Raw genomic sequence first — 25,296 nt, forward strand, 5'->3', positions numbered from 1 at the left:
GTTAAGTGGAAAGGCTCAAATTTTCCCAGTCTTTATAACCATTTTGATCTCTATTATTACAATATTTTTTTGCTCTTTCTAGATTGCTTTGATCTACAGTTTTCTGTTTTTGATACATATATATTTTGCTTAAAGTTACGCAATACTCTGTACTTAATTTTTTATTTTTAAAATCCTCTAACAATTCATTGGTTGATGATTTATTAATATCATCAATTCTAAAATTCATAACTATAATTGGATTATCTAGAGCTTGTATTTTGAAATAATATGTACCATATTTCACAACATCACAATAGTGACAATTACCACCCAAATCATAATGTTTTTTATATTCATACTTATAATTTAATAATTTAAATGGCTGATTATATTCTTTTTCAAGAAGTTGCATAACTTCTTGCTTAACTTGTTCTTGTTGCTGTTTTGTTGCTTTATCACTAAGCTTATTACCTAGCCATAATGATTTGGCACATGATGTGAGCAACATAATACTTAACAACAAAGTTAAAATAAAAAACTTTTTTGAAATCTTAGTTATCATCCTTAAATGCCTCTCTAAAACTTTGTATATCTTTATAATTTGCTGAAAGCTTAAATATTTTTACATTTTTCTTATCGATCTGATTAGGAATTAAGTCACCGTTCTCAGCATATGCATTATATCTATACCAACTTATCTTATGTATAGTCAATCTTCTTAACAACTCAAATAAAAACTGTGGTACAGCTATTAAACCACTTGTTTGCTGTGGTATATAGTTATAGTAATTGTTATTAATGTTTGTTGCTAATTTTATTGAATCACCTATTTGCGCTGACAACTCAGCTATTATATCGCCTTGCCTTATAAAATTCTTAATATTGTTTGCTATAAATTTAGCATTTCTTTGATACTTATGGATTAATCTATCACTTAGTTCTTGCCAACTATTACATTTCCAATCTATACCCACATTACATACTTGAGAACGAAAACCCTTCCATAAGTTAATATCAGAATAATAATATTTATTTTTAAACCTAAAGCCAAAACTTGGATCAACCTCTGACTTGGTTCCAAAAGGCTCAAAACACTTAGTCGGAGCTAAGCTTAAGCCTTTTTTATAATCAAAAAATCTTATGCTTTGGATTTGCGCTATTGAGCCACCTAAACTATGACCGCTAAAACCGATACTTCTTACTTGGTATTTAGCTAATACCTCCTCTGTAAATTTTATACCTGCTATCATATGCGGAATGATTTCAGGACTTGGTATTAATTTACCGTGACCCATTTTTAAATCCGACCAATAATCCCAGGCTTTGTCAGTACCTCTATTAATAACATAAATACCTTTATTCTCTTTATCATTAACATTCGCCACTACAATTGCATAATAACTTGGTGCTGTACCAAAAAAATTTGATTGGCTCCTTGATACAAAATCTAAACTTGTAGCCACCAACTTATATTTTGCTAATACTGGATAGTAATGATGAGGGTATTGTTCTAAAGCATCTTTTACATCTGAAGATAAAAGAGTTTCTACGCCATCTTTTAGGGTTTTCTTATTATCTTTATATATCAAATTTGATAGAGATATATTTTTTTGGTTACTAAACGTATTAAGTAATCTACTTTCATACACCAATTCACAAAGAATACTAGCGTCTTTATCTGGTAGGTGGGTAAGTATCTCATTTTTGTAATTGTATCTAACTATACCATCATTACCATCTCTATATTCGTAAAAATTCATTTCATAAAACCTAAATATATGGCAATAAAATAGACCTCTTCGGAAACTGTCATTTTGCTAACTCCATATTATAAATACCAGCTATTAAATTGAATCTAAGCCCAAATCTTTTTCGTCTATTTCTATATTTATCAGATACGATTTTAAAACGTTTAATCATGCCAATGACATTTTCATTGACGACTCTTTGACTAGCAAGTTCTTGGTTTTTCTTTTTATCCTCTTTTGTCAAAGGATTTTTCTTAGTCTTCTTTTTTGGTAACTGAGATTTGTTATGCAACTTTTGTATACCTTGATATCCAGTATCAGTAATGGCTTTTATATCAGCATGTATTTTGGTTTTGGATTCTTTAAACAGCCTAAAATCATGACGCTTGCCATTTGAAAATGCCGTACATATCACTTGTTTAGTTCTTTTATCAACAACAACTTGGGTTTTTAAGGTGTGCCTTCTCTTCTTGCCAGAGTAAAAATGCCTTTGCTTATTATTTCGATTCTTGACCCGCTGGTTATTTTTTACCCTTTTTTTGGGCGCTGGCAAGGTGTTTCAGTTGCGTCTATGAGCACAACTTCATAGTCCATATCGCTTTTAAGCAAAGCTTTTCTTCCAGGCAAAGAGAAGTCTGGATGCTTGATCAGCGTATCTTCTATCCATCTTATCGTATCATAAGCAGTACTCTCGCTCACTCCATAACTTTGACTAACGTGAAAGTAGGTGCGGTATTCACGAATATATTCAAGCGCCATATAAGAAGCCGATCTTCTATGCCAAGCTTGTTCTTTCTACCTCCTTTTGCTTTCTTCTTAATATCTGCTTCTTGCAGAATATCTATCATCTTATCGTATGTACTTTTTTTAATACCAGTTAACCTGCGAAATTTTTCTTCTCCTAAGTATTTAATCTGTTCGTATTTCATACACACTTACAAAGCTTTTTTATATTAAAGTTTACATAAAATCTAGTTTCCGAGGAAGTCTAATATTTATAACATAAAAAATAGTTTAAATTCAAGTTAATAATTAATTTTTTATAAAATTTATATTGCGACTAATTTAAAAATTTATATATCGAGGTATCTAGGAATTTATGCTCAGTGGCGATGATAAGATATTACAAATTAGATATTATAAAAAATAGTCTGGTTATTATGTCTGATTAAAAAAACTTGATTATCTCTTACGGATTACTTAATAACTGATATTCCACCCATATAGCTGATCAAAGCTTCCGGAACCATAATAGAGCCATCTTCTTGTTGATTGTTTTCAATTATCGCTAGTAATGTTCTGCCAACAGCAAGTCCAGAACCGTTTAAAGTATGGACTAGCTCGGGCTTTTTCATAGAAGGGTTTTTATGCCTAGCTTTCATTCTACGAGCTTGGAAATCTCCACACCAACTACATGATGAAATTTCCCTATATGTGTTTTGTGAAGGTAGCCATACCTCAAGGTCATAAGTTTTTTTTGCACTAAAGCCCATATCGCCAGTACATAGTTTCATGACGCGGTATGGTAAATTAAGTTTTTGTAGTATCTTTTCAGCGTGTGAAGTTAGTAACTCTAAAGATTCTTCACCTTTTTCTGCTGTAGTGATGTGTACAAGCTCAACTTTTTCAAACTGATGTTGGCGTATCATACCTTTAGTATCTTTACCATAAGATCCTGCCTCGCTTCTAAAACAAGGAGTATGAGCTGTGTAGTACCTTGGCAATGAGTTTGTTTCGACTATTTCATCTCTTACTAGGTTTGTAAGAGGTACTTCAGCAGTAGGTATTAAGCTATATTTGAAGTCACCTTCTAGCTTAAACAAATCCTCACTAAACTTTGGTAGTTGACCTGTACCATATAGACTATCATCATTGACCATATAAGGGACATACACTTCTTCATAGCCGTGATTTTCAGTATGTGTATCTAGCATAAATTGGATTAAAGCTCTATGTAGTCTAGCAATTTTGCTCTTTAGGATTACAAAGCGACTGCCTGTTATTTTAGCAGCAGCTTCAAAATCTATCATCTTTAGAGTTTCACCTATGTCGGCATGGTCTTTAGGTTGTGCTTCTGGGTGAAAATTACGAGGGGTTCCCCATTTTCTGATTTCAATATTTTGGCTTTCATCTTTACCAATAGGAACATCATCAGCTGGTATGTTCGGCATTGATAACAAAGTTTGGTTGATAGAATCCAGTATAGCTTTTAATTCTTTTTCAACTGTTTTTAATTCTTCATTGATATTGTTAACTTCAGCAAAAATGTCATTAGCATCTTCACCTTTAGCTTTTCTTTTACCAATTTCTTTTGAGATAGAATTACGCTTAGCTTGTAAGTCTTGAGTTTTCTCTTGTAATTGTTTTCTTTTAGCTTCTTGGGTTTCAAAATAATTTAAATCTAAAAGGTATCCTCTAGTAGCTAATTTTTGAGCAGCTTCTTGTAAATTATCCTTTATATATTTAGCGTCAAGCATCAGTTAATTAATCCTTATTTTTTAAATTTGAAAATAGCTTTACCTGTCATTTCAGAGGGTTGTGGTATTCCCATTACTTCTAGAATAGTTGGAGCAATATCAGAGAGCTTTCCATTTTCTATATTTAAAGTAGCTTCTTTGTGCCCCACATAAACAAACGGCACAAGGTTTGTAGTATGAGCAGTATGTGGTTTATGTGTTTCTGGGTTTACCATCATATCAGCATTACCATGGTCTGCTGTTATAAACATATTACTATTTGTATCTAAGATTGCATCTTTAAGTCTAGTTAAGCATTTATCAAGGTATTCGATAGCCTGTATTGTAGCTTCATAATTACCTGTGTGACCAACCATGTCAGAGTTTGCATAGTTACATACTATACAGTCATATTTACCACTGTTAATAGCATCCACTAGTTTATTTGTAACTTCTGGGGCTGACATTTCTGGTTGTAGGTCATAGGTGGGAACTTTAGGAGATGGTATTAAAATCCTATCTTCTCCTTCAAATTCATCTTCTTTGCCGCCATTAAAAAAGAATGTTACATGTGGGTATTTTTCAGTTTCAGCTATTCTTAGTTGTGTCTTGTGATTTTTAGCTAACACTTCACCTAGAGTATTTATAGGCTGCTCAGGAGGAAATGCAACGTTACACTTTAGTTTAGAGTCATATTCTGTAAGTGTAGTAAAGTTTATTTTCAAAAGTTTATCTCTTTCAAAACTAGTAAACTCACTATCTACAAAAGCATGACTAAGCTCTCTAGCTCTATCAGCCCTAAAGTTCATAAATATAACACTATCGTTATCTTCAATAGTTACTAGTTCATCATTCTTTTTAATACTAGTTGGAATTACAAATTCATCAGACTGGTTACGCATATATGACTGCTCTAAAGCTTCGATAGCAGAATCGCATATATACTCAGAATCAGCATTTACTATAGTATTATAAGCTTTTTCAACTCTATCCCAGCGGTTATCTCTATCCATAGCATAGTATCTGCCAGAAACACTAGCTATATAGCCAAGCCCTAAGCTACTTAGTAATTTATCAGCTTTTTCTATAGATTCTTTAGCAGAGCGTGGCGGAGTATCCCTACCGTCTAAAAAGGCATGTAAGAAAACTCTTTTAACACCTTTTTGCTTTGCTATTTTTATTATTTGAAAGATATGTTCTTGATGAGAGTGTACTCCACCTTCAGAAAGTAAACCTAATATATGCAAGTTTGAGCCATTTTTAAGGACATTATCTATAGCTTCACAAATGGCATGATTTTTACCAAAAGTATTTTCTTCTATAGCTTTATCTATCTTCGTGAGCTCTTGGTAAACAACTCTACCTGAACCAATATTAACATGACCAACTTCTGAGTTGCCCATTTGACCTCTTGGTAGGCCAACATCTAAACTAGAGGCATTGATTAAAGTTTTTGGAAAACCTTGCCAAATACTGTCCCAAGTAGGAGTGTTAGCGTTTCTTATAGCGTTAAAATAATCATTTTCGCTATATCCCCATCCATCTAATATGACCAAAAGAGTTGTCTGTTTCATATTAATCCTTAAAATGGTTTTTTCAAAATATCAGTTTATTGCGATAATTATAGCTTTATATTTGGGGTTTGTCTTGTTTTGTTTGGTAAGCAAAAGTTATTTTTGTAACACCTACAGCTGAAAGCATAAAAAAACATTAAAAAATAAACATGTTTATGCTCTTGCGTTTTTCTTATATAATTTCTGCAAATTTTTACAATTTATGTAGCTATAGATGAAGCAACCAGAACTTCCAACACTTGATAAAACAAATAAATTAAATACTCTTATCAACAAATTTATACAAGAGTTAAAAAAACTTCATTTTTTGGGAGATATACACCCAGATTATGCTTCTAGGATATCTACTTCTATGGATAATAGCGTATATTTTGTAGTTCCAGAGTTGGTAGTTTTTCCAAAAGATAAACAAGATATAGCAAAGACCTTTAGTCTAGCAAGTAAACCTGAATATCGTGATCTTAAATTTTCTCCACGTGGGGGTGGCACGGCTACAGCAGGACATTCTTTGTGTGCTGGTGTTATTATAGATGCTAGTCGTTATATGAATAATATTCTAGAAATAAATATACAAAAGGGTTATGTTAAAGTACAACCAGGCGTGGTGCTTGACCAGTTAAACGATGCTCTAGTAGATACGGGGTATTTTTTTGCTCCTAATCTTTCACCTAGTAATAGAGCAACACTTGGTGGTATGGTAAATACTGATGCATGTGGTAAAGGTTCTAGGATTTATGGGCGAACAAGCCAGCATATTTTAGAGCTGGAATGCGCATTAATTAATGGTGAAAATTTAACTACTAAGAAAATAACTTTAGCTGATTTAAAAGAAGAACACTTAAGTGATAGTGAGAAAAATATTTATAGTTGTGTAGTTGAGCATATTATTGACAAGTATCAATTAATAGAGGAAAAGTTACCAAAATTAAGTAGATTTTTAACAGGTTATAATCTAGCTAAAACATATGATAAGCAAAATAATACTGTTAACCTTAGCTATTTGATATCAGGGTCAGAAGGAACACTAGCATTTGTTACAGAATTAACTCTTAAGCTCACTAAAAAACCTAAATTTAAAGCTTTGTTTGCTATATCTTATGATAATTTCGATAAAGCACTTCGAGCAGCAAGAGAACTATTATCTTATGATCCATCAGCTATAGAAACAGTTGATAGTAATATAGTAGAGATAGCCAAAGAAGATGAAGTTTATTATAAGATTAAGCATATGTTAGAAAAAGAAACTTCATTCAATCTAGCAGCTGTAAATTTTGTCGAGTTTATAGCAGATTCAAGACATGATTTAGATGCTAAAACAGCAAAATTAGAAAAATTATTGTTAGATAAAATGGCTGTTTTTCACCTTACAGAAGATCCAAATGAGATGGATAGCCTATGGGAGTTGCGTAAAAAAGGAGTGGGGCTACTCGGAGCGATGAAAGGTGATCGTAAACCAATACCGTTTATAGAAGATACAGCTGTAGCACCTGAAAGATTAGCAGACTATATTAAAGAATTAACTAAGCTTTTAGATTCGTATGGTGTGAAATACGGTATGTTTGGACATGTTGATGTTGGTTGCTTACATGTAAGACCAGCCTTAGATATGAGCTCCCCAGACGATTCTCAAAAGCTTGCAGAAATAACAAAAAAAGTTAGTCAATTAGTTCAAAAATACGGTGGGATACTTTGTGCTGAACATGGTCATGGTTTTAGAAGTGAGTATTTAAAAGACTATTTTGGTGATGAGCTTTATCACTCATTAGGGTGTATCAAAAAAGTATTTGATCCTCATAATCAGCTTAACCCTGGTAAAATCACAGTACCAGATGGAAGTAAAGATAAATTAGTGCCAGTAGATGGGCCGTTTAGAGGGTACTCAGATACTCAAGTGCCTAAGCAAATGAGACAGCAATTTTCAGGAGCATATGATTGTAATGGCAATTCTCAATGCTTGAATTATAATCTAGATACTGTAATTTGTCCTTCTGCTAAAGTTAGTAGAAACTGGCTTTATTCACCTAAAGGTAGATCAGCAGTTTTAAGAGAGTGGTTAAACCAACTATCCGCAGAAGGTTATACAACTGTTGGAAATGTAGAAAAAATGGGTTTAGATAATCCAAAAGATTTTCCTGATGATTTCTCGCATCAAGTTTATGACTCTTTAGAAAAGTGTCTTGGTTGTAAGGCTTGTGTTACAGGATGTCCTATAAAGGTAAATATTCCAGCGATGAAATCACAATTTTTAGCAAACTATCACTCAAGATACCGTCGACCAGCTTTAGACTATTTTGTTAAATATAGTGAAGCTATGCTAAGCTTTAATTTACATATGCCAAAGATATTTAACGACATTTTCAATATTCAGTTTGTAAGAGCAAGTTTGGGTAGTATAGTTGGATTTGCTGATACTCCCCTGGTAAGCTCTTTAAATTTAAAATCAGAGCTTAGAAAGCGAAATGCACCAGAATTTAGTTTAAAAAAGTTAGACAAACTTACAAATGAACAAAAATCAAAAACAGTCTGTATTGTTCAAGATATTTTTACTTCATTATATGAGACCCATGTAGTTTTAGCTCTTTATGATTTTCTTACTGGGATGGGTTTTGATGTTTATGTAGCACCATTTAGAATCAATGGAAAGCCAGCTCATGTGAAGGGATTTTTGAAGTATTTTAAAAAACAAGCTTTAAAAGCGACTCAACTGTATAATGAGGTAGCTAGCATGGGTATTGATATGGTTGGTGTTGATCCTGCGATGACTTTAGTTTACAGGGACGAGTATCCTAAAGCTCTTGAAAGTGAGATAAAATTTGAAATAAAGATGATACAAGAGTGGTTAGTAACGAAACTGGACTCTCTGCCAAAGATGCAAGGACAGCTTGCTAAGGAATTCAGTTTATTCGTACACTGTACAGAAAAATCATTGGTAGCAGTTTCCGCTACTTATTGGCAAAAAATATTTGAACATTTTGGCGTTGATATTAAGCTTGTTGAAACAGGTTGTTGTGGTATGTCTGGTGATTTTGGTCATGCAGTTAAAAATTTAAAAACCTCTAAGCAAATCTATGATTTGAGTTGGAAAAGTAAAATTAAAGAAGTGGGAATTAGAAATTCTATAGCAACAGGTTTTTCTTGTCGCTGCCAAGTTAAGAGGTTAGAGGGGCATACGATTAAGCATCCTATAGAAATTTTAGAATTAAATAGAAAAAAATCACAGAAAGCGTTGACATCATAATTTTGATAAGTATAATAGTCCTCATTGTTGGGTTGTTAGCTCAGTCGGTAGAGCAGCTGGCTTTTAACCAGTTGGTCACAGGTTCGAATCCTGTACAACCCACCAGTTTATACAACAATAATTTAAATCTTGACCGCCAATATTTTTTAATTTAAATTTGTACCAAGAAGATACCAGAATATTACTTGCAACTTAATATGTTAAGTGGTGCAGCCTCAATATTTTTGGTGTGGAAATCATAGCTAGGGCTATTACAAACACTAAGATTAAGAACCTTAAACCTGTTTTTACAAAAATTGTGATAGGGGTGGGGTCTACTTTGCAGGGTGCGAAATTTTTAAAATTCAGCTATCTTATGTGCGGCATATTCAAGTAACTGAAAAAATACTGTGTAAAGAAAACATATTAGTATCTTTCTAGGTTTTTCTATGGTACTCTTATCATTGTAGATTTATCTCAATACATTTAAATTCTTCTTTTTAGTTTTTCTGAGTAATCGTAAGGCTTTAAATATTAATTTTATAATTAAGAATATCTGCGAATATCAATTAAACAAACAAAAAGAGAATAATAATGAATAATAAATTACAAGGAACAGTTAAGTTCTTCAATGATGCAAAAGGTTTTGGTTTTATCAACTGTGAGTCTTTAAGCAAAGATGTATTCGTACACGTTTCAAATATTAGAAATGGTACTCTTGCAGATGGTCAACAAGTTAGCTTCCAAGTCAAAGATGGTAATAAAGGTAAAGAAGCATACGACGTTATAGCACTTTAATAATATTATCTCCTAGTTAACCATAATCTATATAAATCCTTAAGTGGATCTAAATTCTATCGATTGCTATATTATTTATTTTCTTCGCAACTCGAGCAAGTTTTATGATAATACTTTGTAAAAAAGAAAATTGTTTATAACTTTTGTTATAGAACAAACATATATGGTAGAAGTTCTTGGATATTAGTTTCTTTGATATCAGTTTTAGCCTTATTTGCTAATACTATAGGGCAATCTAAATCTAATAGTTCTGACATAACTTGACGACATGCACCGCATGGTGAAACTGCGCTTTTTGTATCTGCGATAACAACTATTTTAGCGATGTCAGTTTTACGGTAACCTTGGCTATATACATAAAACAAGGCCGATCTTTCAGCACAATTAGTTAAGCTAAAAGAAGCATTTTCGATATTAGTACCTGTTATTACTTTACCATTTTTAAGTAACACAGCAGCTCCAACTTTAAACTTTGAGTAAGGAGCATAAGCCTTTTCAGATGCTTGAATTGCTATGTCAATTAGCTTTGTGTTTTCCATATTCTTGTTAATCTTCTTGATAAAAATTATTTTTAATAGATTCTTTTATTATAGCCATTATATCAGTCATACCTTCAAAATATTTGGTTTTGTCTATAGTTTCAGTCATGGTTCTTTTTGCCATAACTGTACATATACAGCTAGCATCTAGACCAAACGTTGCACATACTGTTAATATAGCAGAGGATTCCATTTCTAAGTTTAAGACGTTTAGCTTGCGCCATTCTTCTACGGAACCTTGAAAACTTTTACGTACGTAGCCACTGTAGCTATCTTTCCTTTCTTGCCCTGGGTAAAAAGTATCAGATGAAGCTGTTATTCCGGTATGTAATTTTATATTTAATTTTTTGGCAGAGTTGTGTAATGATTGGTTCAGTAAAAAGCTAGCAACAGCAGGATATTCTATAGGAGCATAATGATAAGATGTACCATCTAACCTTACAGATGCTGTGGTTAAAATCAGGTCGCCAACTTCTATATTTTCTTGAATTGTGCCGCAAGTTCCAACTCGGATAAATTTTTTGATGCCGATCATAGCTAACTCTTCTATACCTATAGCAGCAGAAGGCCCCCCCATTCCTGTAGAGATTACAAGAACATTCTCATTATCAACTTTAGCTAGCCAGGAAGTGTATTCTCTATTTGATGTTAAATAATAAGCATTTTCATCAAGCATTTTAGCTAGCATTTCAACACGGTTTGGGTCACCTGGCAGTATAGCGATTTTGGCACTATGTATGTTGCTTTCGTTCAGGTTTGTATGATACATTATTTCTTTAGAATCAACTCTTTTATTACTAATATTAAGGTTCGGCATAGATATTTTGTTCTCACGGGTAGTTATGTTTAAATAAAAGTATATAGCGAATATTTAGTTAATAAAAGATATTCTAGTATTTCTTTAGTGTTTCTATGCTTTATAATATCGGCTTAGGTCTTCTTACTTTTAAAATTTAATATGAGTCAAAAGTATGCAAATTACAATACTATAGAAAAATTTCTTTTATGTGAAACTCCTGACACTTGGGTGAATGTAGCCCTAGAGAATATAGAGCTTATGCTATTAGATCATGCCTACTGTGAGATGAAGGCAGCTTCTTCAGCTATGACATATATTTACAAGTATCCAGATAAGCATGATTTGGTTATTAGAATGTCTAAAATTGCAAGAGAAGAGCTTGTCCATTTTGAACAAGTTATGAGACTTTTGAAAAAACGCAATATTAAATACGAACCAATATCAGCATCTAGGTATGCTAGCCAATTGATAAAAACAGCGCGTACTGATAAAGAAGGTCGTTTTATAGACGCTTTAATAATAGGCGCATATATTGAGGCTCGATCCTGTGAGAGATTTGCCAAAATAGCTCCTTTTTTAGATAATGAGCTACAAAAATTTTATAATGGTTTACTAGAGTCTGAAAGGCGACATTTTACTATTTATTTAGAATTTGCTCAAAAGTATTCATCTAGCGATATCTATAATGATATTAAAAGAATAGGCGAAGTTGAGAGGGATTTGATATTATAGTTAAATCAATATATTTTAGTTACATATATTGTTTAAATAGAGTATCGATATCACAATTATATTTTCTTTTGAGATGCTTAGCTTGAGCCCATTTATTTTCAATTTTATTATATTCGGGAGAATATGGAGGTAAATATAAAAGTATATGCCCCTTAGATTCCAATAATGGTTTAATTTCACTTTCCTTATGAAAGCTAGCATTATCAATAACGTAAACAGAGTTATCAGGTAATTGATTTAATAGTTCATCTTTAACCCATTGAGTGTATAAGCTAGTATCAACATTACAATTAAATAACCCCACGCATATTAAATTACCGTTATATAAAGCACCAATAGCATTGGTTCTATTTTTATTACCAAAATCTTTAACTCCATAGCATTTTTCACCTTTAAGAGTATAGCCATGAGTTCTAGGCATGCTATATGCAAAGCCACTTTCATCACCATAAACTATATTTTTGCCTGCTGCAATATAAGCTTCTAACTTTTGTTTAAATTGCTTTTGCTTAATAGGATCTGCTTTAGGGTGGCTATAAGTCTTTTTTTATATGTTATCTCAAGCTTCTTCAATGCATAACATATACAACTTTGGCTTACACCAAACTTTTTAGCTCGTTCATACTGATATGCATCAGGATTAGCTTTAATATCTTGTAATAGTTCTGGTTTATTTAACTTTATATCTGGTCTTGACTTACCTTTTTTAGGGCTTATTTCTTTACTCCAGAGGTATACTGTATTTTTACCTATGCCAAATCTATTGGCTGTAGCTTCAAAGGTTAAATCTTGAGACTCTTTTATTGATAATACTTTCTTACGAAAATCTAAGGAGTAAGTCATAATTATAAATGAAAGATATTATAACTAAAATATATTAATTTAGCTATATCTCCAGACACAGAATTTCGTTTTCATGGTGGAATTTTATAAGCTTAAATAATAGGCAATTTCCATTTATAAAGTATCGTCATAATTCTGATAGTTAGTCCTGTGCTAATAATAACTACAGTACTAACATATAAATCTACATTAAAGTAGATAAAAGCAGCGTTTAAAAAACCAACAATAGCTGCAACAGAGGCGTATAGCTCTGATTTAAAAGCTACAGGAATGTCATTACAAATCATATCTCGCATTATTCCACCAGCAACCCCATTAACTATAGCTATGACTGTGCTAACTACCAGTACACTTACAAAGCTCATTTCAAAAACTTCATAACAAATTTGGTAAGCAATACTGCTACCAATGTATGCAAAAGCTATTAAACCGATAGAGTCAAGAATTAGAAAGATATTATAAAATTTATTTATATATTTTTGGGTAAAGATAGCTATAACTGAAAAAACTAGACATATGACTATATAATAAGGATGCAATATAATTGTTACAGGTAAGTTTCCTAATAGTAAATCTCTGACTACACCACCACCTAAAGCTGTGATTAGAGCTATAGCAACTACACCAAAAGCATCCATATTGCGTCTTGAAGAAGATATAACACCAGTCATACTCTCAGCGATTATTCCAAACATAAACATAATGCTAAAAATAAAAGGGCCCGTTATTCCTATGTGGTAATTGTGCATATTGTTCCTTGATTTTGAGCAAGCTCGATTTGGATATATTGTAGAGATTATTTTAAGAATTTAAATTATTTTTTATTATTAATTTAGCTTTGATGTTAGAGGTCTCTTTTTCTTTTAATATCTCAAAGCCTTCAAGGCTAAAATTAGTTTGTTTTTCAGTTTCTACATAGATGATAGTTCCTTGAGGAATAAAGCTATTTTCAAGTATAGTATTAAGTGTTTTAGGAATAATGTTTTTATTAAAAGGTGGATCTAGAAAAATAATTAGGCGAGAGTTAGGCATATTAAGTGTGCCAAGAGCTTTTACACTATCGGTTTTATATAATTCAAAATTTGAAATTTCTAGGTTTTGTAAGTTTTGTTTTAGTTGGTTTATAGCTTTGATATTAAGTTCATAGAATATAGCTTTTGTAGCACCTCTTGATAAACCCTCTATTCCTAAACTACCACTTCCTGCAAAAGCATCTATACAGATACTGTTATCTATATATGGAGCTAACCAATTAAAAATAGTTTCTTTTAATTGGTCTGAAGTGGGACGAAGACCACTGATGTCAGGAAATTTAAGTCTACGGTTTTTATATTTACCAGCTATCACACGAACAGTGTTAGTTTTCACTATTTGACATCTCCAACTATCACCGTTACAACAGCATTTTTTTGGATTTGCTGGAAAGCTTGACTAATTTGTGCTGGCGTTATAGAGTTTATATTTTCAACATATTTATCAAAAAAATCTAAAGGTAATTTTTTGTTTGCGATAGATGACAACATATTAAGTTTTGAGCTATTTTTTACTGAAGTTAATAAATGTGTACCTTCTATATTCTTTTTTGTATTTTCAACTATCTCATCATCTATTTTTTTATGAATAAACTCTTCATACACTTCTTTTATGGTATTTAAAGCTAAATTTGGATTACTTGTTTGAGCTGATATCATAAAGCTACCATAATCAGGGTTAATATTTACATCACTTCCAATGTTGTAAACTAATCCGAGCTCTTCTCTAACTTTGTTAAATAATAGAGAGTTTAGACCACTACCACCAAGTATTTCGTTACCAAGTTTTAATGGGAAATATAAAGGATCTAATATATCCAGCAGAAGTTGGTGACCCACTAAAATTGAAGTTTGATTACTATTAAATTGTTTTTTTATAATAGCAGGCTCAGCTGGTAACTGGATAAAATTTTGCGTGTTTGTTTGACCTTTGGGTAGAGAGCTTATAATTTCTTTAGCTAAATTTTGAGTGTCAGATTCACATATATCACCAACTATACAAATATTAGCATTATTAGCACATATATATTTATCATAGAAATTGGTAATATCTTTGATAGTTATTTTTTGTATACTACTCTTATAACCTATAGTAGGATGACTGTAAGGGTTTTTAGCAAAAAGTTGTTTAGAAAATTCTAATGATGCTAGGTAGTTAGGTTGCTTATGTAAATAGTCAATATGTGTAAGTGTTTGTATTTTTTCTCTTTCAAGGATACTTTCATCAAAATCTGGATCTGTAAAGATTTCTCTAAGAATAGCTACTATCTGTTTTAATATATTGGACTCACTTAAAACTCTAACCTTAATACAAAAAAATTCTTTACTAGTTTCAGCATGAATCGATGCACCTATATCTGTAATTTTATTTATAAGTTCTTGTTCGCTAGAAAGCTTTGTTTTTGTGGCAAATAAGCCTACTGCTAAGTCAGCTAAACCATTTAGTTTGCCATCAAATGCAGAACCAGCTCTAAAATTAAGCTGAATATCTACCATAGGTAGGTTAGTATCTTTTTGGAAGTATATGTTTGTGTCATTGATGTTAAATTTTTGGATCATTTTTTTAATCCTTTAGTAAATGTACAGATGTAAGATTTGGTTTGTCAAAGTATTCGTTAAGCACTCTATTTACATCTTCAATGGTTACATCATAAAGTTTGTTAAGGTGCTTATAATAATCAATATCCAAATTGATACTAGCTAATGAACCAATAAGGTTTGCTTGTGTTTCTAATGAATCCATAGCAAATATTTTATCTGCTTTAATAGTAACTTTAGCACGTGTAAGCTGTTCTTGTGTTATACCATTAGTTTTTAAATCATGAATAGTCTTTTCAATTTTATTTTGAATGTTTTCTAAGCTTTGATCATGATTCGCTATTGCTGTAATAATAAATATATCTTCACCCTTTATAAAAGGTGAATATTCACTGTCTATATGACAGCACAAAGTTTCATCTCTAACTAATTTTTGCTGGAGGATAGAAGCATCAGAACTACCTAAAATACTGTTTAAAATCATTAGCGCAAAAGGATCATTTTTTTGGTATTCAGTAGTTAAAGAAGGGGTTATATAACCCATTATTACAGCAGATGTGTCATTAGGTGGTTTTTTAACTTCTAATTGTCTGTAACCAAAATTGATTAAACTATATTCTTCTTTAGGCTTTGAAATAGTAGAGCAAGGTATACTATCAAAATAATCTCTTATCATAGAATGCGCTGAATCTTTATCAACGTCTCCAACTATCACTATACTGGCATTATTTGGAGCATAGTGCTTCTGGTACCATTTCTTTAGACTACTTAAAGTGTAATTTTCAATATCTTCACGCCAACCTATTATTGGTGTATGACGAGAATTTGTTTGGTATGCTAGTTTCATAAATTGTTCAAAAGCATAGCTAAAAGGTTTATCATCAACCCTAAGGTTACGTTCCTCTAAAACTACTTTTTTTTCTGGAATAAACTCATTTTCATCAAAAATAAGGTTACTCATACGAGAAGATTCTAATGATAAACTTAATTCTAAGTTTCTCTTATGCCAAAATTGGTAATAAGCAGTATAGTCAAAGCTAGTAAAAGCATTTTGAATACCTCCATTATTTTCCACTAAGCTGTTCATATCTTTTTTAGAATATTTATCTGTACCTTTGAACATCATATGCTCGAGCATATGGGAAATGCCAGTTAACTTTTGAGGCTCATAAGTTGACCCAACTTTATACCATATTTGGGATAAAACAACAGGTGCTCGTTTATTGGGTTTTATATATATATTTAGGCCATTATTAAGGGAGTATGTGTATATTTGCATATTTTAAGTTTCTTTTGATTTGATAAATAAGTATATTAGCAGAGCTAATGCAATTATGGTTGGTCCAGCTGCACCAAAAATAGGCGGTATACGTAGTATAAGTGCTATAGGTCCAAAAATTTGATTGATTATAAAAAATGAAAAGCCAAAAAGCGCACCCAAGATAAGTTTGATAATAAGGGTGGATGATCTGTTAGAACCGATACTAAGGGGTACGGAAATTAGTATTAAGACCATTAAAGATACAGGTTGAAACACTTCTTGCCAGAATTTTAAAGACAAAGTATTATCGTTAGCCTGAGTGTTGGAAACCATAAATTTTGTTAATTGCGTTAAGCTTAAATAATCATTGTCATTAATTGTTATAATTCTAGCTACAGATAAAGGTAGAGGATTTGTCCATTTGTCTTGACTTATATTTTTTACAATGTCGAGTTGTTTTTGCTTATCTGAGGTTGGGTAAATAATTTTGTTAATATTGTAAGCATTTGCTACATTATCCGTAGCGTATTTTGCTGTAGCTGCAAAACGAACTTCTTTTAGTTGGTTGTCATCTATTATGAATTTACTAATTGCAGTAGCAGACCTTTTTTCTGGATTGATATGTTGTATATGAGTGATTCCATCAGATGTTTTTAGCCATATATTATTACTGTTGTATTGTACGGTGTTAGTATCAGCAAGTTTTTGTAATACAGGAGCTACGTAACCTCCAAATACTACGGCAATAAAAGCACCAATTAATCCAACGATAATAACTCCTTTAGCAATTTGAAAAGTTGAACGTCCTGAAGACCTAAGAACAATAATTTCAGAGTTATTTGCTAGTAAGCTAAGGCCCATAAGTGCGCCTACCATAGCACAAGCAGGTAGTAGGGTATATAAGATTCCTGGTAATTGGTATAAGGTATTTACAATCAGCTCCCAGTTACTAGCGTTGTTATGGCTATTACTAACTTGTGCTAAATATGTAAAAATAAAAAATAAAATACAAAAAATAGTAGTAACAATCAAAAAACTGTTTAATACTGTTTTAAAGACATAGCGATCAATGCGATTTAAAAACATATCTTTTTACCTTTTATTGGATGTCCCATTTTGTTTTTTGATAGTTCTTATTGCAAACACTGCAAAGAAAATGTGTGGTAGCCAAATTCCTACCCAAGCTGGGATATTACCTTTTGCCATCAGTGTGTTAGTAAACATTACCGAACACAAATATAAGGCTAAAACTATCACAGACGGAAGAAGCTTGGCGTACTTGTTCTGGCGTGGATATAATCTACATAGTGAAAGTGCAAGTAAGCTAGCGATTATTATGCTGATACAGTTGTTAAATCTTGAGAAAAGTTCAGCAGTAAACCTATTTTTTCCTTTTAAAGAGTTTGTCACTAATTCTCCAAAATATAATCTATCCATCCTATAGTGATTATAATCACGAATAGAGTTATCATAAATCGTATATATTGCTTTATCAGCAGTACCATAAGTAGCTTTAAATGAGTTTAACTCACGTGTGTATATGTTTACATCTGTGAAGTTTAAAAAAGCGGCTGTTTTATCTGTTTTAACTGTAGCTTGCGGCGCGGTAATAATTTTATAATCTTTATCCCTTAAAGTTTGCTGGTATAAAAACAAGTCATTTAGTTTGTTTCCAGATTTATTATTGATGTATAACACTCTACCGTTTGGTATAGTAAGTACTTTTCCGTCTGTTATTGAGGATATTAAGGCACGTGCTGATAATGAGGTTTGAAATACATCAGTCGTTTGGTTAGCTAAAGGTATCAGATACATAGATGAAAAAAAAGCAGCTATTGTTAAAACAATAGTAGGTTTTAAAGTATTTAAAGCTATTTGTAGCCATGTAACTCCACCAGCTAAGGTTACAAACATTTCATTGTTTGAGAAATATTTACCAAAACACAGAATTATAGCTAAGAACATAGCTACTGGAATAACAAAAGTTACGTTCTGAGGTAATGTTAAAATTACAAACTTTATGATAGTATCCATACCCAAGCCTTGTGAATAAGCTTTTTGGAAAAGCCTAATAAGTAAGTTAGCAGATACTATAGATATGATAAATAAGGTTATGGAAGTAAAAGTGTTTACAATGTCTCTGTTATAGTATTTTTCTAGAATCAAAATTTATCACAGGTAATTTTTATTAAGCTATTTATAATTCTATAATTTTTATCAATAAAAGTCAGCAACTAATAATAAGCTTCATTCTTAAATTGGATGCGTTAATAAGCATTTTTTGGTATTATATTCGAATAACTAGTAAAGTAAAGATAAGAATATATGAAATTGACTATAACTGATAATGTTAGCTTAAGTTCAGAAGTGATAATTGTTGCTCAAGAAAATTTACAAAAATTGGTGGCTCAAACTAAGTGTCCAAATTCAAAAAAAATACTGGAAAAAAGAGTTTTTAAGGCTAAGTTTGGGGAAGCTCTTCCCTTATTACATGGTGAAAAAACAGTAATACTTTTAGGAATTGGTTTAAGACAAGATTTTTTAAGTTCAGAGTATGATAAAGCTATTACTAAAGCATGTGATTTTTTGAAGAAACTAAGTATAGAAGAAGTTGCAATCAATATAAATTATGTATTTGAAAGCTTTGATATAAGGCAGTTTGCGTCTGAAACCATTAGGGCTTTAGTATCAGAAAGTTATGTTTTTGATGAGCTAAAAACAACAAAAGAAAATTATAGTTTAAACCATATAGAGTTAGTTTATTCAGGTAATCAAGACCTTAAGCAAGCTGCTCAAATAGGTTCTGCTATAGCATGTGGGCAAAATTATGCTAAGGATTTACAGAACTTACCAGCTAATATTTGTAATACTGATTATATGCTTAATGAAGCTAGGGAGCTTACCTCTAAATATGACAAATTTGATTTGGAGTATTTGGGTCAAGATGCAATGGCAGAGCTGGGCATGGGTTGTGCTTTAGCTGTTGGTAGAGGTTCAGATATGCCAAATTATACTGTATCTATGAAATACAATGGTGGCGCTGCGGATCAAGCTCCTATAGTGTTAGTAGGTAAGGGTTTAGTGTTTGATAATGGTGGGGTATGTATAAAGCCTGCTGCTGGTATGGATACTATGAAAATGGATATGGGTGGCGCTGCTGTCGTCATGGGGACTATGAAAACTCTAGCAATGCTTAATCTTCCTATCAATGTGGTAGGTGTGATGGCTTTAGCAGAGAATGCGGTAGATTCTAGATCTTATCGTCCAGGTGATGTACTTAAAAGTATGAAAGGTATAACAGTAGAGGTTAGTAACACAGATGCAGAAGGTAGACTTGTCTTATGTGATACATTAACTTACATTGGTAAATACAAGCCAAAAGCAGTTATAGATATGGCGACTTTAACGGGAGCTATGGTTATATCTTTAGGCGATGCTTTTTCTGGTTTATTTTCTAATAGTGATAAGCTGGCAAATAGTTTACAGCAAGCAGCGCAAGCTTCTAATGATTTGGTATGGAGGTTGCCTTTACATAAGCCTTATCTAGATAAAATTAAAAGTAAGGTAGCAGATATAGATAACTGTAATAGAGATAGATCAGCAGGGTCTATTGTAGCGGCTTTATTTTTGTCTAAGTTTACAGAAGATTATGAATGGGCGCATCTGGATATAGCAGGCTCAGCAATGGGAGATTTTACAAATTGTAAAGCAAGTGGACGTCCTGTACCACTTTTGACTCATTATTTATTATCTCAAGCAAAATAACTTCTTGTCCTTTTAAATTAAATTTTTAACATCTATAGCAAATTTTTTATTCTGTGATACAATTTTGATGTAATTAAATTCAAAACCTTTAGATTTTAATTACGGAGATCATTAATGTTAAGAATTACTCAACAAGCAATTACTTTTGATGATGTATTGCTTTCACCTAGATACTCAAATGTACTTCCTCACCAAGTAGATTTAAGAACAAACATAACTAGAGATATTCAGTTAAATATACCACTTGTATCAGCTGCTATGGATACAGTTACAGAATCTCGATTAGCTATAGCGATAGCTCAAGAAGGTGGTATTGGTATAGTACATAAAAATATGTCTATAGAGGCACAAGCCCAAGAAGTTAAAAAGGTAAAAAGGTTTGAAAATGGTATGGTGATTGACCCTATCACGATAAAATCACAAGACTCAATTAAGCAAATCATGCAGCTAGCAAAAGAATACAACTTTTCTGGGTTTCCTGTAGTTGATGAGAATAACCAGACGGTCGGTATAGTCACTAAGCGTGATTTTAGATTCGCTAAGGACCTTGATGAACCAGTTAGTTCAATAATGACACCTAAAGAAAAGTTAGTAACAGTGCCTGAAAACTCATCACAAGGATCAATCAAGAAAAAACTCCATGAGCACAAAATAGAAAAACTACTCGTAGTTAATGATGATGGTGTATTAGTAGGTTTAATAACGACTAAGGATATTGAAAGATCACAAAATAAACCAAATGCATGTAAAGACTCTTTAGGACGTCTTAGAGTTGGCGCTGCAGTTGGTACAGCAGCTGATACTAAACAAAGAGTAGCAGCTTTAGCTAAAGAAGACGTTGATATTATAGTGGTAGATACTGCTCATGGGCATTCTCAAGGTGTACTTGACATGGTTAAGTGGATTAAAGACACATACCCACACATCCAAGTAATAGGTGGTAATATTGCTACAGCAGAAGCTGCTAAAGATTTAATTAAAGCAGGAGCTGATGCTGTAAAAGTAGGTATTGGTCCTGGTTCAATTTGCACTACTAGGATTGTAGCAGGTGTTGGTGTCCCGCAAATAACAGCTATTGCAAACGTGGCAGAGGCGTTGAAAGATACAGGTGTTCCTGTGATAGCAGATGGAGGTATTAGGTATTCAGGAGATATTGCTAAGGCAATAGTTGCAGGCGCCTCAGTAGTCATGATAGGAGGCTTATTTGCAGGAACAGAAGAGTCTCCTGGAGAGGTTGAGTTGTTTCAAGGTCGCTCTTATAAATCTTATCGTGGTATGGGTTCTCTTGGAGCTATGGAAAAAGGTTCATCTGATAGATATTTTCAAGGAAACACAGAAGCTAAAAAATTTGTTCCAGAAGGGGTTGAAGGGCGTGTACCATACAAAGGTTTACTTTCAGCTGTTATTCATCAGTTGATAGGTGGTTTAAGATCAAGTATGGGATATACCGGTTCAAAAGATATAATTACAATGCGTACAGAGCCAAAGTTTGTGCAAATAACAGGGGCTGGATTTAATGAATCTCATGTGCATAATATAACTATTACAAAAGAACCCCCTAATTACCAGTCTTAATTCTATATTGATCTAGCAAAAAAAGTTATAATTACGGCACCCCTGAATAAATAGGAGAAATTCCTAATGTCAAATGCTATTTTATTTTTAGATGGTAAAATTGATTTATCTTTTTGTCAGAAGTATATTGCTGATAATCAACTTAACTTGCCTATATTTTGTGCTGATGGAGCGTATCTTAAAGTTAAAGGTTCTTATAGTATAAATAAAAAAATAGAAAAAGTTATAGGAGATTTTGACTCATACAATGTAATAGATAATGATTTGTTTTTAATCAAGGACGACCAGTATTCTACAGATTTTGAGAAATGTCTAGATTTTTTATTAGAGAATCATTTCACCAAAGTTTACGTTTTTGGTGCTTCAGAGGGAGAAATGGATCATTTTTTAGGTAACATTTCTACAGCTAAAAGTTATAAGAAAAAAATAGAGATTGAATTTATTGATATTTACTCGCGTTACTTTTTTATATCAAAAGAATTTACTATCAGTGGAGTTTTGGGCAGGATGTTTTCAGTTATGCCTTTTGGCTCGGCAGTTAATATATATTATAATGGTTTAAAATATCCTCTTAATGGCGAAAGTTTATCATTAGGCGCAATGATGGGTACAAGAAATTACGCTGTGGAAGATATTGTAAAGATATCTTACTCTACAGGAGATATTTTATTGTTTATATCACATGGGGAATATAAGGGAAAAATAGATGTTTTGTGATAGTTTAAAAAAAAATACTAGTGAGAATATTAATTTAAAATCAGAATTTGAGAAAGACTCTAAAAGAGTGGAAAAATTTTCTCTAGCTTATGAAGGGATATATTTTGATTATTCTAAAAACCTCATAAATAAAATTATCTTTGATAAACTAGTAAAGTTGGCGAATGACTCAAATCTTAAGCAAAAGATCCATCAAATGTTTGCTGGCGAAAAAATAAATATTACAGAAAATAGAGCTGTGTTACATACTGCTTTACGTGATTTATCAAATAACCAGCTAATAGTTGATGACCAAGACGTACGTCTAGAAATTTCGCAAGAAAAACAACGTGTTAAATTGCTTGTAGAAAAAGTTGTTTCTGGTGAATGGAAAGGTTACTCTGGTAAAAAAATAACAGACGTTGTTAATATAGGTATTGGTGGTTCAGATCTTGGTCCAAAGATGGTCGTTCGTGCACTTACTCCATATCATTGTACTGGATTAAAGGTACATTTTGTTTCTAATGTTGATGCTGATTCGTTATTACAAGCTTTGAGCTGCGTTAGTCCCGAAACAACTTTATTTATCATAGCTTCAAAATCTTTTTCAACAGAAGAGACTTTATTAAATTCTATTTCAGCTAGAGAGTGGCTTTTAAATCATTATAAAAAAACACAGGCTGTAGCTAATCATTTTGTGGCTATTTCAAGTCAGCTTGATAAGGTTAAAGAGTTTGGTATTGATTTAGAGCATTGCTATAAAATGTGGGATTGGGTAGGTGGTCGCTATTCATTGTGGTCATCTATTGGTTTACCTATAGCATTTGCAGTAGGTTATGATAATTTTGAAAAGCTTTTAGCAGGAGCTTACTCTATAGATAAACATTTTAAAGAAACAGATTTTGATAAAAATATTCCTGTTATTATGGCGCTACTTGCTAGCTACTATTCATGTGTATATAGTAGTCAATCTCAAGCCTTATTGCCTTATGATGATAGACTTGGTTTTTTTGTTGATTACCTTCAGCAAGCAGATATGGAAAGTAATGGTAAGTCTGTTGATTTAACTGGTAACACAGTTAATTATCAAACGGGATCTATACTTTGGGGTGGAGTTGGCACAAATGGTCAACATGCTTTTCACCAACTTTTACATCAAGGTAATATTTTTATTCCAGTTGATTTTATAGCAGTTGCTAAAAGCTATCATAATTACTTTAATCACCAGGAGTCTTTATTGGCAAACTGTTTTGCCCAGTCTCAAGCACTAATGTTTGGACAATCTTATGATATGGTTTATAATGAGCTTTTAGAAAATGGTTTTGGTGAGTATGAGTCAAAGAATTTGGCCTATCATCAGGCAATACCTGGCAATAGACCAAGTACTACAATACTTCTAGAAGAGTTAAGTCCATATAACCTTGGTGCTTTGGTAGCTTTATATGAGCATAAGATATTTGTTCAAGGTGTTTTGTGGGACATTAATAGTTATGACCAATGGGGTGTTGAACTTGGAAAAAAACTTGGAAAAAATATCTTAAAAGCTATGAGAAATTTTAATTCTACAGAGTATTCTCAACTTGACGAATCAACTAAAAATCTAATACAAAAAAGCAAATTTTAAGATGCCTAAGCAATATATAAAAAAAAGAGGTTTTTCATTAGTAGAGGTTATGGTCGTAATAGCTATTATGACTATACTTATGATGGCTGCTATTAGTTCCTTTACTTTTTATTACAAAACTTTTGCAGAAACAAGGCTTACAAATCTACAGAAGATGATTGAATTTGCTGTTATAAAAGCTAGAGTTGATGGTAAAACTGTGGTTATATGTGCAGCTAACGCTGATAGTTTTGATGCTACAGGAAAGTTAGATGAAACAACCTTTAACTGTGCTAATACTGATAGTTGGGGGGACAACCCTATAGTTGCATTTCAAAGCTCTGATGGTACAGCTACATACGTAGCTAATGAGGATAAGATAATAGCAAATCTACCTAAAGGTAATAATGAATCTCTCTATATCAATTTATCAGGTAATCCCTCTTATTTAAAAATTAGTCCTAATGGTTTTATGGCTACAGGCAATGGAAATATAGTATATTGTGATAAAACTAACACGTATAGGGCAGCGTTGATTTTAAACCTAGTAGGTAGGGTAGTATATACTGATAGTCCGACTAAAAAAAATAGTAATGAATTATATGAATGTAATTAGAGTTTGATTTTGTATTAAGGAGAATAAATAATGGCTAGTGATAGAATACCAATGACACCAACCGGTGAAGCAGCACTTAGAGCAGAGCTTAATCAACTTAAAAAAGTTGAAAGACCAGAGATTATAGCAGCTATAGCTGAAGCACGTGAGCATGGTGATCTAAAAGAAAACGCAGAGTATCATGCAGCTAGAGAGAGACAAGGTATGATTGAGGGTAGGATAAAAGATATTGAGGCAAAGCTGGCAAATGCACAAGTTATAGATGTTACAAAATTACTAGCAAATGGTATGGTAGTATTTGGTTGTACAGTTACTCTTGTGAACATAGATACTGAAGAAGAGTTTACATATAAAATAGTTGGTGAAGATGAAGCTGATATAGATAATCAAAAAATATCAATACAAGCGCCATTAGCACGCGCACTTATCAAAAAAGAAGAAGGGGATGAGGTTGTTTTAGAAACACCGAAAGGAAGAGTTACTTACGAAATTGTCGAAGTCTTGTATCAATAACTTTACTTT

Annotated in this window: 23 protein-coding genes, 1 tRNA gene and 1 pseudogene; 10 read left to right on the forward strand and 15 right to left on the reverse strand. The window is 32.3% G+C overall.

From position 1 onward, the window contains the following. Position 1: 1 nt before the first annotated feature. The 5 genes and pseudogenes from E3E15_RS02330 to gpmI form a co-directional block, all read right to left on the reverse strand. A complete protein-coding gene (locus tag E3E15_RS02330; RefSeq protein ID WP_172106440.1) occupies positions 2-544 on the reverse strand; it encodes a hypothetical protein in 543 nt (180 codons plus the stop codon). Next, positions 534-1,742 carry a lipase family protein gene (locus E3E15_RS02335; RefSeq protein ID WP_172106441.1) on the reverse strand — a complete coding sequence of 403 codons (1,209 nt, stop codon included), beginning with the start codon at positions 1,740-1,742 and terminating at the stop codon, positions 534-536. Before E3E15_RS02335 ends, E3E15_RS02330 begins: the two co-directional genes overlap by 11 nt. Before the next feature lie 49 nt (positions 1,743-1,791). Continuing rightward, positions 1,792-2,659 (reverse strand): annotated as a pseudogene (locus E3E15_RS02340) (IS5 family transposase). Between the two features lie 267 nt (positions 2,660-2,926). Then, the gene (gene serS, locus E3E15_RS02345; protein ID WP_172106442.1) at positions 2,927-4,207 is read right to left on the reverse strand and encodes a serine--tRNA ligase; all 1,281 of its coding nucleotides are present in this window, start codon (positions 4,205-4,207) and stop codon (positions 2,927-2,929) included. Positions 4,208-4,221: 14 nt separating this feature from the next. Beyond that, positions 4,222-5,760 (reverse strand): 2,3-bisphosphoglycerate-independent phosphoglycerate mutase, encoded by a 1,539-nt coding sequence (gene gpmI, locus E3E15_RS02350; protein WP_172106443.1) that lies wholly within the window; start codon positions 5,758-5,760, stop codon positions 4,222-4,224. A gap of 214 nt (positions 5,761-5,974) precedes the next feature. Between gpmI and E3E15_RS02355 the strand changes: the two genes are divergently transcribed. The 3 genes from E3E15_RS02355 (at position 5,975) to E3E15_RS02365 (ending at position 9,775) form a co-directional block, all read left to right on the forward strand. Next, positions 5,975-8,998 carry an FAD-binding and (Fe-S)-binding domain-containing protein gene (locus E3E15_RS02355; protein ID WP_172106444.1) on the forward strand — a complete coding sequence of 1,008 codons (3,024 nt, stop codon included), beginning with the start codon at positions 5,975-5,977 and terminating at the stop codon, positions 8,996-8,998. Positions 8,999-9,027: 29 nt separating this feature from the next. Beyond that, positions 9,028-9,103, forward strand: a tRNA-Lys gene (locus tag E3E15_RS02360). A gap of 468 nt (positions 9,104-9,571) precedes the next feature. Further along, positions 9,572-9,775 carry a cold-shock protein gene (locus tag E3E15_RS02365; protein WP_035721660.1) on the forward strand — a complete coding sequence of 68 codons (204 nt, stop codon included), beginning with the start codon at positions 9,572-9,574 and terminating at the stop codon, positions 9,773-9,775. A gap of 146 nt (positions 9,776-9,921) precedes the next feature. Here E3E15_RS02365 and cdd read toward each other — a convergent pair whose 3' ends face one another. After that, complete coding sequence (cdd, locus tag E3E15_RS02370) at positions 9,922-10,314, reverse strand: cytidine deaminase (protein WP_035721664.1); 393 nt, start codon at positions 10,312-10,314, stop codon at positions 9,922-9,924. A gap of 7 nt (positions 10,315-10,321) precedes the next feature. Then, a complete protein-coding gene (udp, locus tag E3E15_RS02375) occupies positions 10,322-11,131 on the reverse strand; it encodes a uridine phosphorylase (protein ID WP_035721667.1) in 810 nt (269 codons plus the stop codon). A gap of 141 nt (positions 11,132-11,272) precedes the next feature. Here udp and E3E15_RS02380 point away from each other — a divergent pair, with 141 nt between their 5' ends. Then, on the forward strand, positions 11,273-11,845 hold the full coding sequence (locus E3E15_RS02380) for a MiaE family protein (protein WP_172106445.1): 573 nt from the start codon (positions 11,273-11,275) through the stop codon (positions 11,843-11,845). 19 nt (positions 11,846-11,864) lie between these two features. On the opposite strand, the gene E3E15_RS02385 is transcribed toward E3E15_RS02380, so the two are convergent. From E3E15_RS02385 to lptF, 8 genes are all read right to left on the reverse strand, one after another. After that, on the reverse strand, positions 11,865-12,266 hold the full coding sequence (locus E3E15_RS02385; RefSeq protein WP_172106446.1) for a transposase: 402 nt from the start codon (positions 12,264-12,266) through the stop codon (positions 11,865-11,867). Between the two features lie 62 nt (positions 12,267-12,328). Beyond that, the gene (locus tag E3E15_RS02390) at positions 12,329-12,688 is read right to left on the reverse strand and encodes an IS630 transposase-related protein (RefSeq protein WP_172106447.1); all 360 of its coding nucleotides are present in this window, start codon (positions 12,686-12,688) and stop codon (positions 12,329-12,331) included. Between the two features lie 92 nt (positions 12,689-12,780). Then, positions 12,781-13,437, reverse strand: coding sequence for a trimeric intracellular cation channel family protein (locus E3E15_RS02395; RefSeq protein WP_035721673.1), 657 nt, complete (start codon positions 13,435-13,437; stop codon positions 12,781-12,783). Between the two features lie 52 nt (positions 13,438-13,489). Beyond that, a complete protein-coding gene (gene rsmD, locus E3E15_RS02400) occupies positions 13,490-14,056 on the reverse strand; it encodes a 16S rRNA (guanine(966)-N(2))-methyltransferase RsmD (protein WP_172106448.1) in 567 nt (188 codons plus the stop codon). Then, positions 14,056-15,279: a M16 family metallopeptidase gene (locus E3E15_RS02405; RefSeq protein ID WP_172106449.1), complete on the reverse strand. Its 1,224-nt coding sequence runs from the start codon at positions 15,277-15,279 to the stop codon at positions 14,056-14,058. Before E3E15_RS02405 ends, rsmD begins: the two co-directional genes overlap by 1 nt. A gap of 4 nt (positions 15,280-15,283) precedes the next feature. Next, positions 15,284-16,537 (reverse strand): M16 family metallopeptidase, encoded by a 1,254-nt coding sequence (locus E3E15_RS02410; RefSeq protein ID WP_172106450.1) that lies wholly within the window; start codon positions 16,535-16,537, stop codon positions 15,284-15,286. A gap of 3 nt (positions 16,538-16,540) precedes the next feature. After that, entirely contained in the window at positions 16,541-17,605 is a 1,065-nt protein-coding gene (lptG, locus tag E3E15_RS02415; protein ID WP_172106451.1) for an LPS export ABC transporter permease LptG, read from the reverse strand. Between the two features lie 6 nt (positions 17,606-17,611). Then, on the reverse strand, positions 17,612-18,685 hold the full coding sequence (gene lptF / locus E3E15_RS02420) for an LPS export ABC transporter permease LptF (protein ID WP_172106452.1): 1,074 nt from the start codon (positions 18,683-18,685) through the stop codon (positions 17,612-17,614). A gap of 159 nt (positions 18,686-18,844) precedes the next feature. Here lptF and E3E15_RS02425 point away from each other — a divergent pair, with 159 nt between their 5' ends. The 6 genes from E3E15_RS02425 (at position 18,845) to greA (ending at position 25,287) form a co-directional block, all read left to right on the forward strand. Further along, positions 18,845-20,284, forward strand: a complete 1,440-nt coding sequence (locus E3E15_RS02425; protein ID WP_035721692.1) for a leucyl aminopeptidase — start codon at positions 18,845-18,847, stop codon at positions 20,282-20,284. 114 nt (positions 20,285-20,398) lie between these two features. Further along, the gene (gene guaB, locus E3E15_RS02430) at positions 20,399-21,859 is read left to right on the forward strand and encodes an IMP dehydrogenase (protein WP_172106453.1); all 1,461 of its coding nucleotides are present in this window, start codon (positions 20,399-20,401) and stop codon (positions 21,857-21,859) included. A gap of 66 nt (positions 21,860-21,925) precedes the next feature. Next, positions 21,926-22,576, forward strand: coding sequence for a thiamine diphosphokinase (locus tag E3E15_RS02435; RefSeq protein ID WP_172106454.1), 651 nt, complete (start codon positions 21,926-21,928; stop codon positions 22,574-22,576). After that, complete coding sequence (gene pgi, locus E3E15_RS02440) at positions 22,566-24,179, forward strand: glucose-6-phosphate isomerase (RefSeq protein WP_172106455.1); 1,614 nt, start codon at positions 22,566-22,568, stop codon at positions 24,177-24,179. Before E3E15_RS02435 ends, pgi begins: the two co-directional genes overlap by 11 nt. A 1-nt stretch (position 24,180) precedes the next feature. Continuing rightward, positions 24,181-24,774, forward strand: a complete 594-nt coding sequence (locus tag E3E15_RS02445; RefSeq protein ID WP_035721704.1) for a pilus assembly FimT family protein — start codon at positions 24,181-24,183, stop codon at positions 24,772-24,774. A gap of 30 nt (positions 24,775-24,804) precedes the next feature. Further along, complete coding sequence (greA, locus tag E3E15_RS02450) at positions 24,805-25,287, forward strand: transcription elongation factor GreA (RefSeq protein WP_035721707.1); 483 nt, start codon at positions 24,805-24,807, stop codon at positions 25,285-25,287. The last annotated feature ends 9 nt before the right edge of the window (positions 25,288-25,296 follow it).

The sequence above is a fragment of the Allofrancisella frigidaquae genome (assembly GCF_012222825.1).
In the GTDB taxonomy this organism is placed as follows: Bacteria; Pseudomonadota; Gammaproteobacteria; order Francisellales; family Francisellaceae; genus Francisella; species Francisella frigidaquae.

What these genes read in the sequence shown, in the direction of transcription:
- E3E15_RS02330 (WP_172106440.1), bottom strand. Translation starts at nt 544, where the DNA reads ATGATAACTAAGATTTCAAAAAAGTTTTTTATTTTAACTTTGTTGTTA.
- E3E15_RS02335 (WP_172106441.1), bottom strand. Translation starts at nt 1,742, where the DNA reads ATGAATTTTTACGAATATAGAGATGGTAATGATGGTATAGTTAGATAC.
- serS (WP_172106442.1), bottom strand. Translation starts at nt 4,207, where the DNA reads ATGCTTGACGCTAAATATATAAAGGATAATTTACAAGAAGCTGCTCAA.
- gpmI (WP_172106443.1), bottom strand. Translation starts at nt 5,760, where the DNA reads ATGAAACAGACAACTCTTTTGGTCATATTAGATGGATGGGGATATAGC.
- E3E15_RS02355 (WP_172106444.1), top strand. Translation starts at nt 5,975, where the DNA reads ATGAAGCAACCAGAACTTCCAACACTTGATAAAACAAATAAATTAAAT.
- E3E15_RS02365 (WP_035721660.1), top strand. Translation starts at nt 9,572, where the DNA reads ATGAATAATAAATTACAAGGAACAGTTAAGTTCTTCAATGATGCAAAA.
- cdd (WP_035721664.1), bottom strand. Translation starts at nt 10,314, where the DNA reads ATGGAAAACACAAAGCTAATTGACATAGCAATTCAAGCATCTGAAAAG.
- udp (WP_035721667.1), bottom strand. Translation starts at nt 11,131, where the DNA reads ATGCCGAACCTTAATATTAGTAATAAAAGAGTTGATTCTAAAGAAATA.
- E3E15_RS02380 (WP_172106445.1), top strand. Translation starts at nt 11,273, where the DNA reads ATGAGTCAAAAGTATGCAAATTACAATACTATAGAAAAATTTCTTTTA.
- E3E15_RS02385 (WP_172106446.1), bottom strand. Translation starts at nt 12,266, where the DNA reads ATGCCTAGAACTCATGGCTATACTCTTAAAGGTGAAAAATGCTATGGA.
- E3E15_RS02390 (WP_172106447.1), bottom strand. Translation starts at nt 12,688, where the DNA reads ATGACTTACTCCTTAGATTTTCGTAAGAAAGTATTATCAATAAAAGAG.
- E3E15_RS02395 (WP_035721673.1), bottom strand. Translation starts at nt 13,437, where the DNA reads ATGCACAATTACCACATAGGAATAACGGGCCCTTTTATTTTTAGCATT.
- E3E15_RS02405 (WP_172106449.1), bottom strand. Translation starts at nt 15,279, where the DNA reads ATGATCCAAAAATTTAACATCAATGACACAAACATATACTTCCAAAAA.
- E3E15_RS02410 (WP_172106450.1), bottom strand. Translation starts at nt 16,537, where the DNA reads ATGCAAATATACACATACTCCCTTAATAATGGCCTAAATATATATATA.
- lptG (WP_172106451.1), bottom strand. Translation starts at nt 17,605, where the DNA reads ATGTTTTTAAATCGCATTGATCGCTATGTCTTTAAAACAGTATTAAAC.
- E3E15_RS02425 (WP_035721692.1), top strand. Translation starts at nt 18,845, where the DNA reads ATGAAATTGACTATAACTGATAATGTTAGCTTAAGTTCAGAAGTGATA.
- guaB (WP_172106453.1), top strand. Translation starts at nt 20,399, where the DNA reads ATGTTAAGAATTACTCAACAAGCAATTACTTTTGATGATGTATTGCTT.
- E3E15_RS02435 (WP_172106454.1), top strand. Translation starts at nt 21,926, where the DNA reads ATGTCAAATGCTATTTTATTTTTAGATGGTAAAATTGATTTATCTTTT.
- pgi (WP_172106455.1), top strand. Translation starts at nt 22,566, where the DNA reads ATGTTTTGTGATAGTTTAAAAAAAAATACTAGTGAGAATATTAATTTA.
- E3E15_RS02445 (WP_035721704.1), top strand. Translation starts at nt 24,181, where the DNA reads ATGCCTAAGCAATATATAAAAAAAAGAGGTTTTTCATTAGTAGAGGTT.
- greA (WP_035721707.1), top strand. Translation starts at nt 24,805, where the DNA reads ATGGCTAGTGATAGAATACCAATGACACCAACCGGTGAAGCAGCACTT.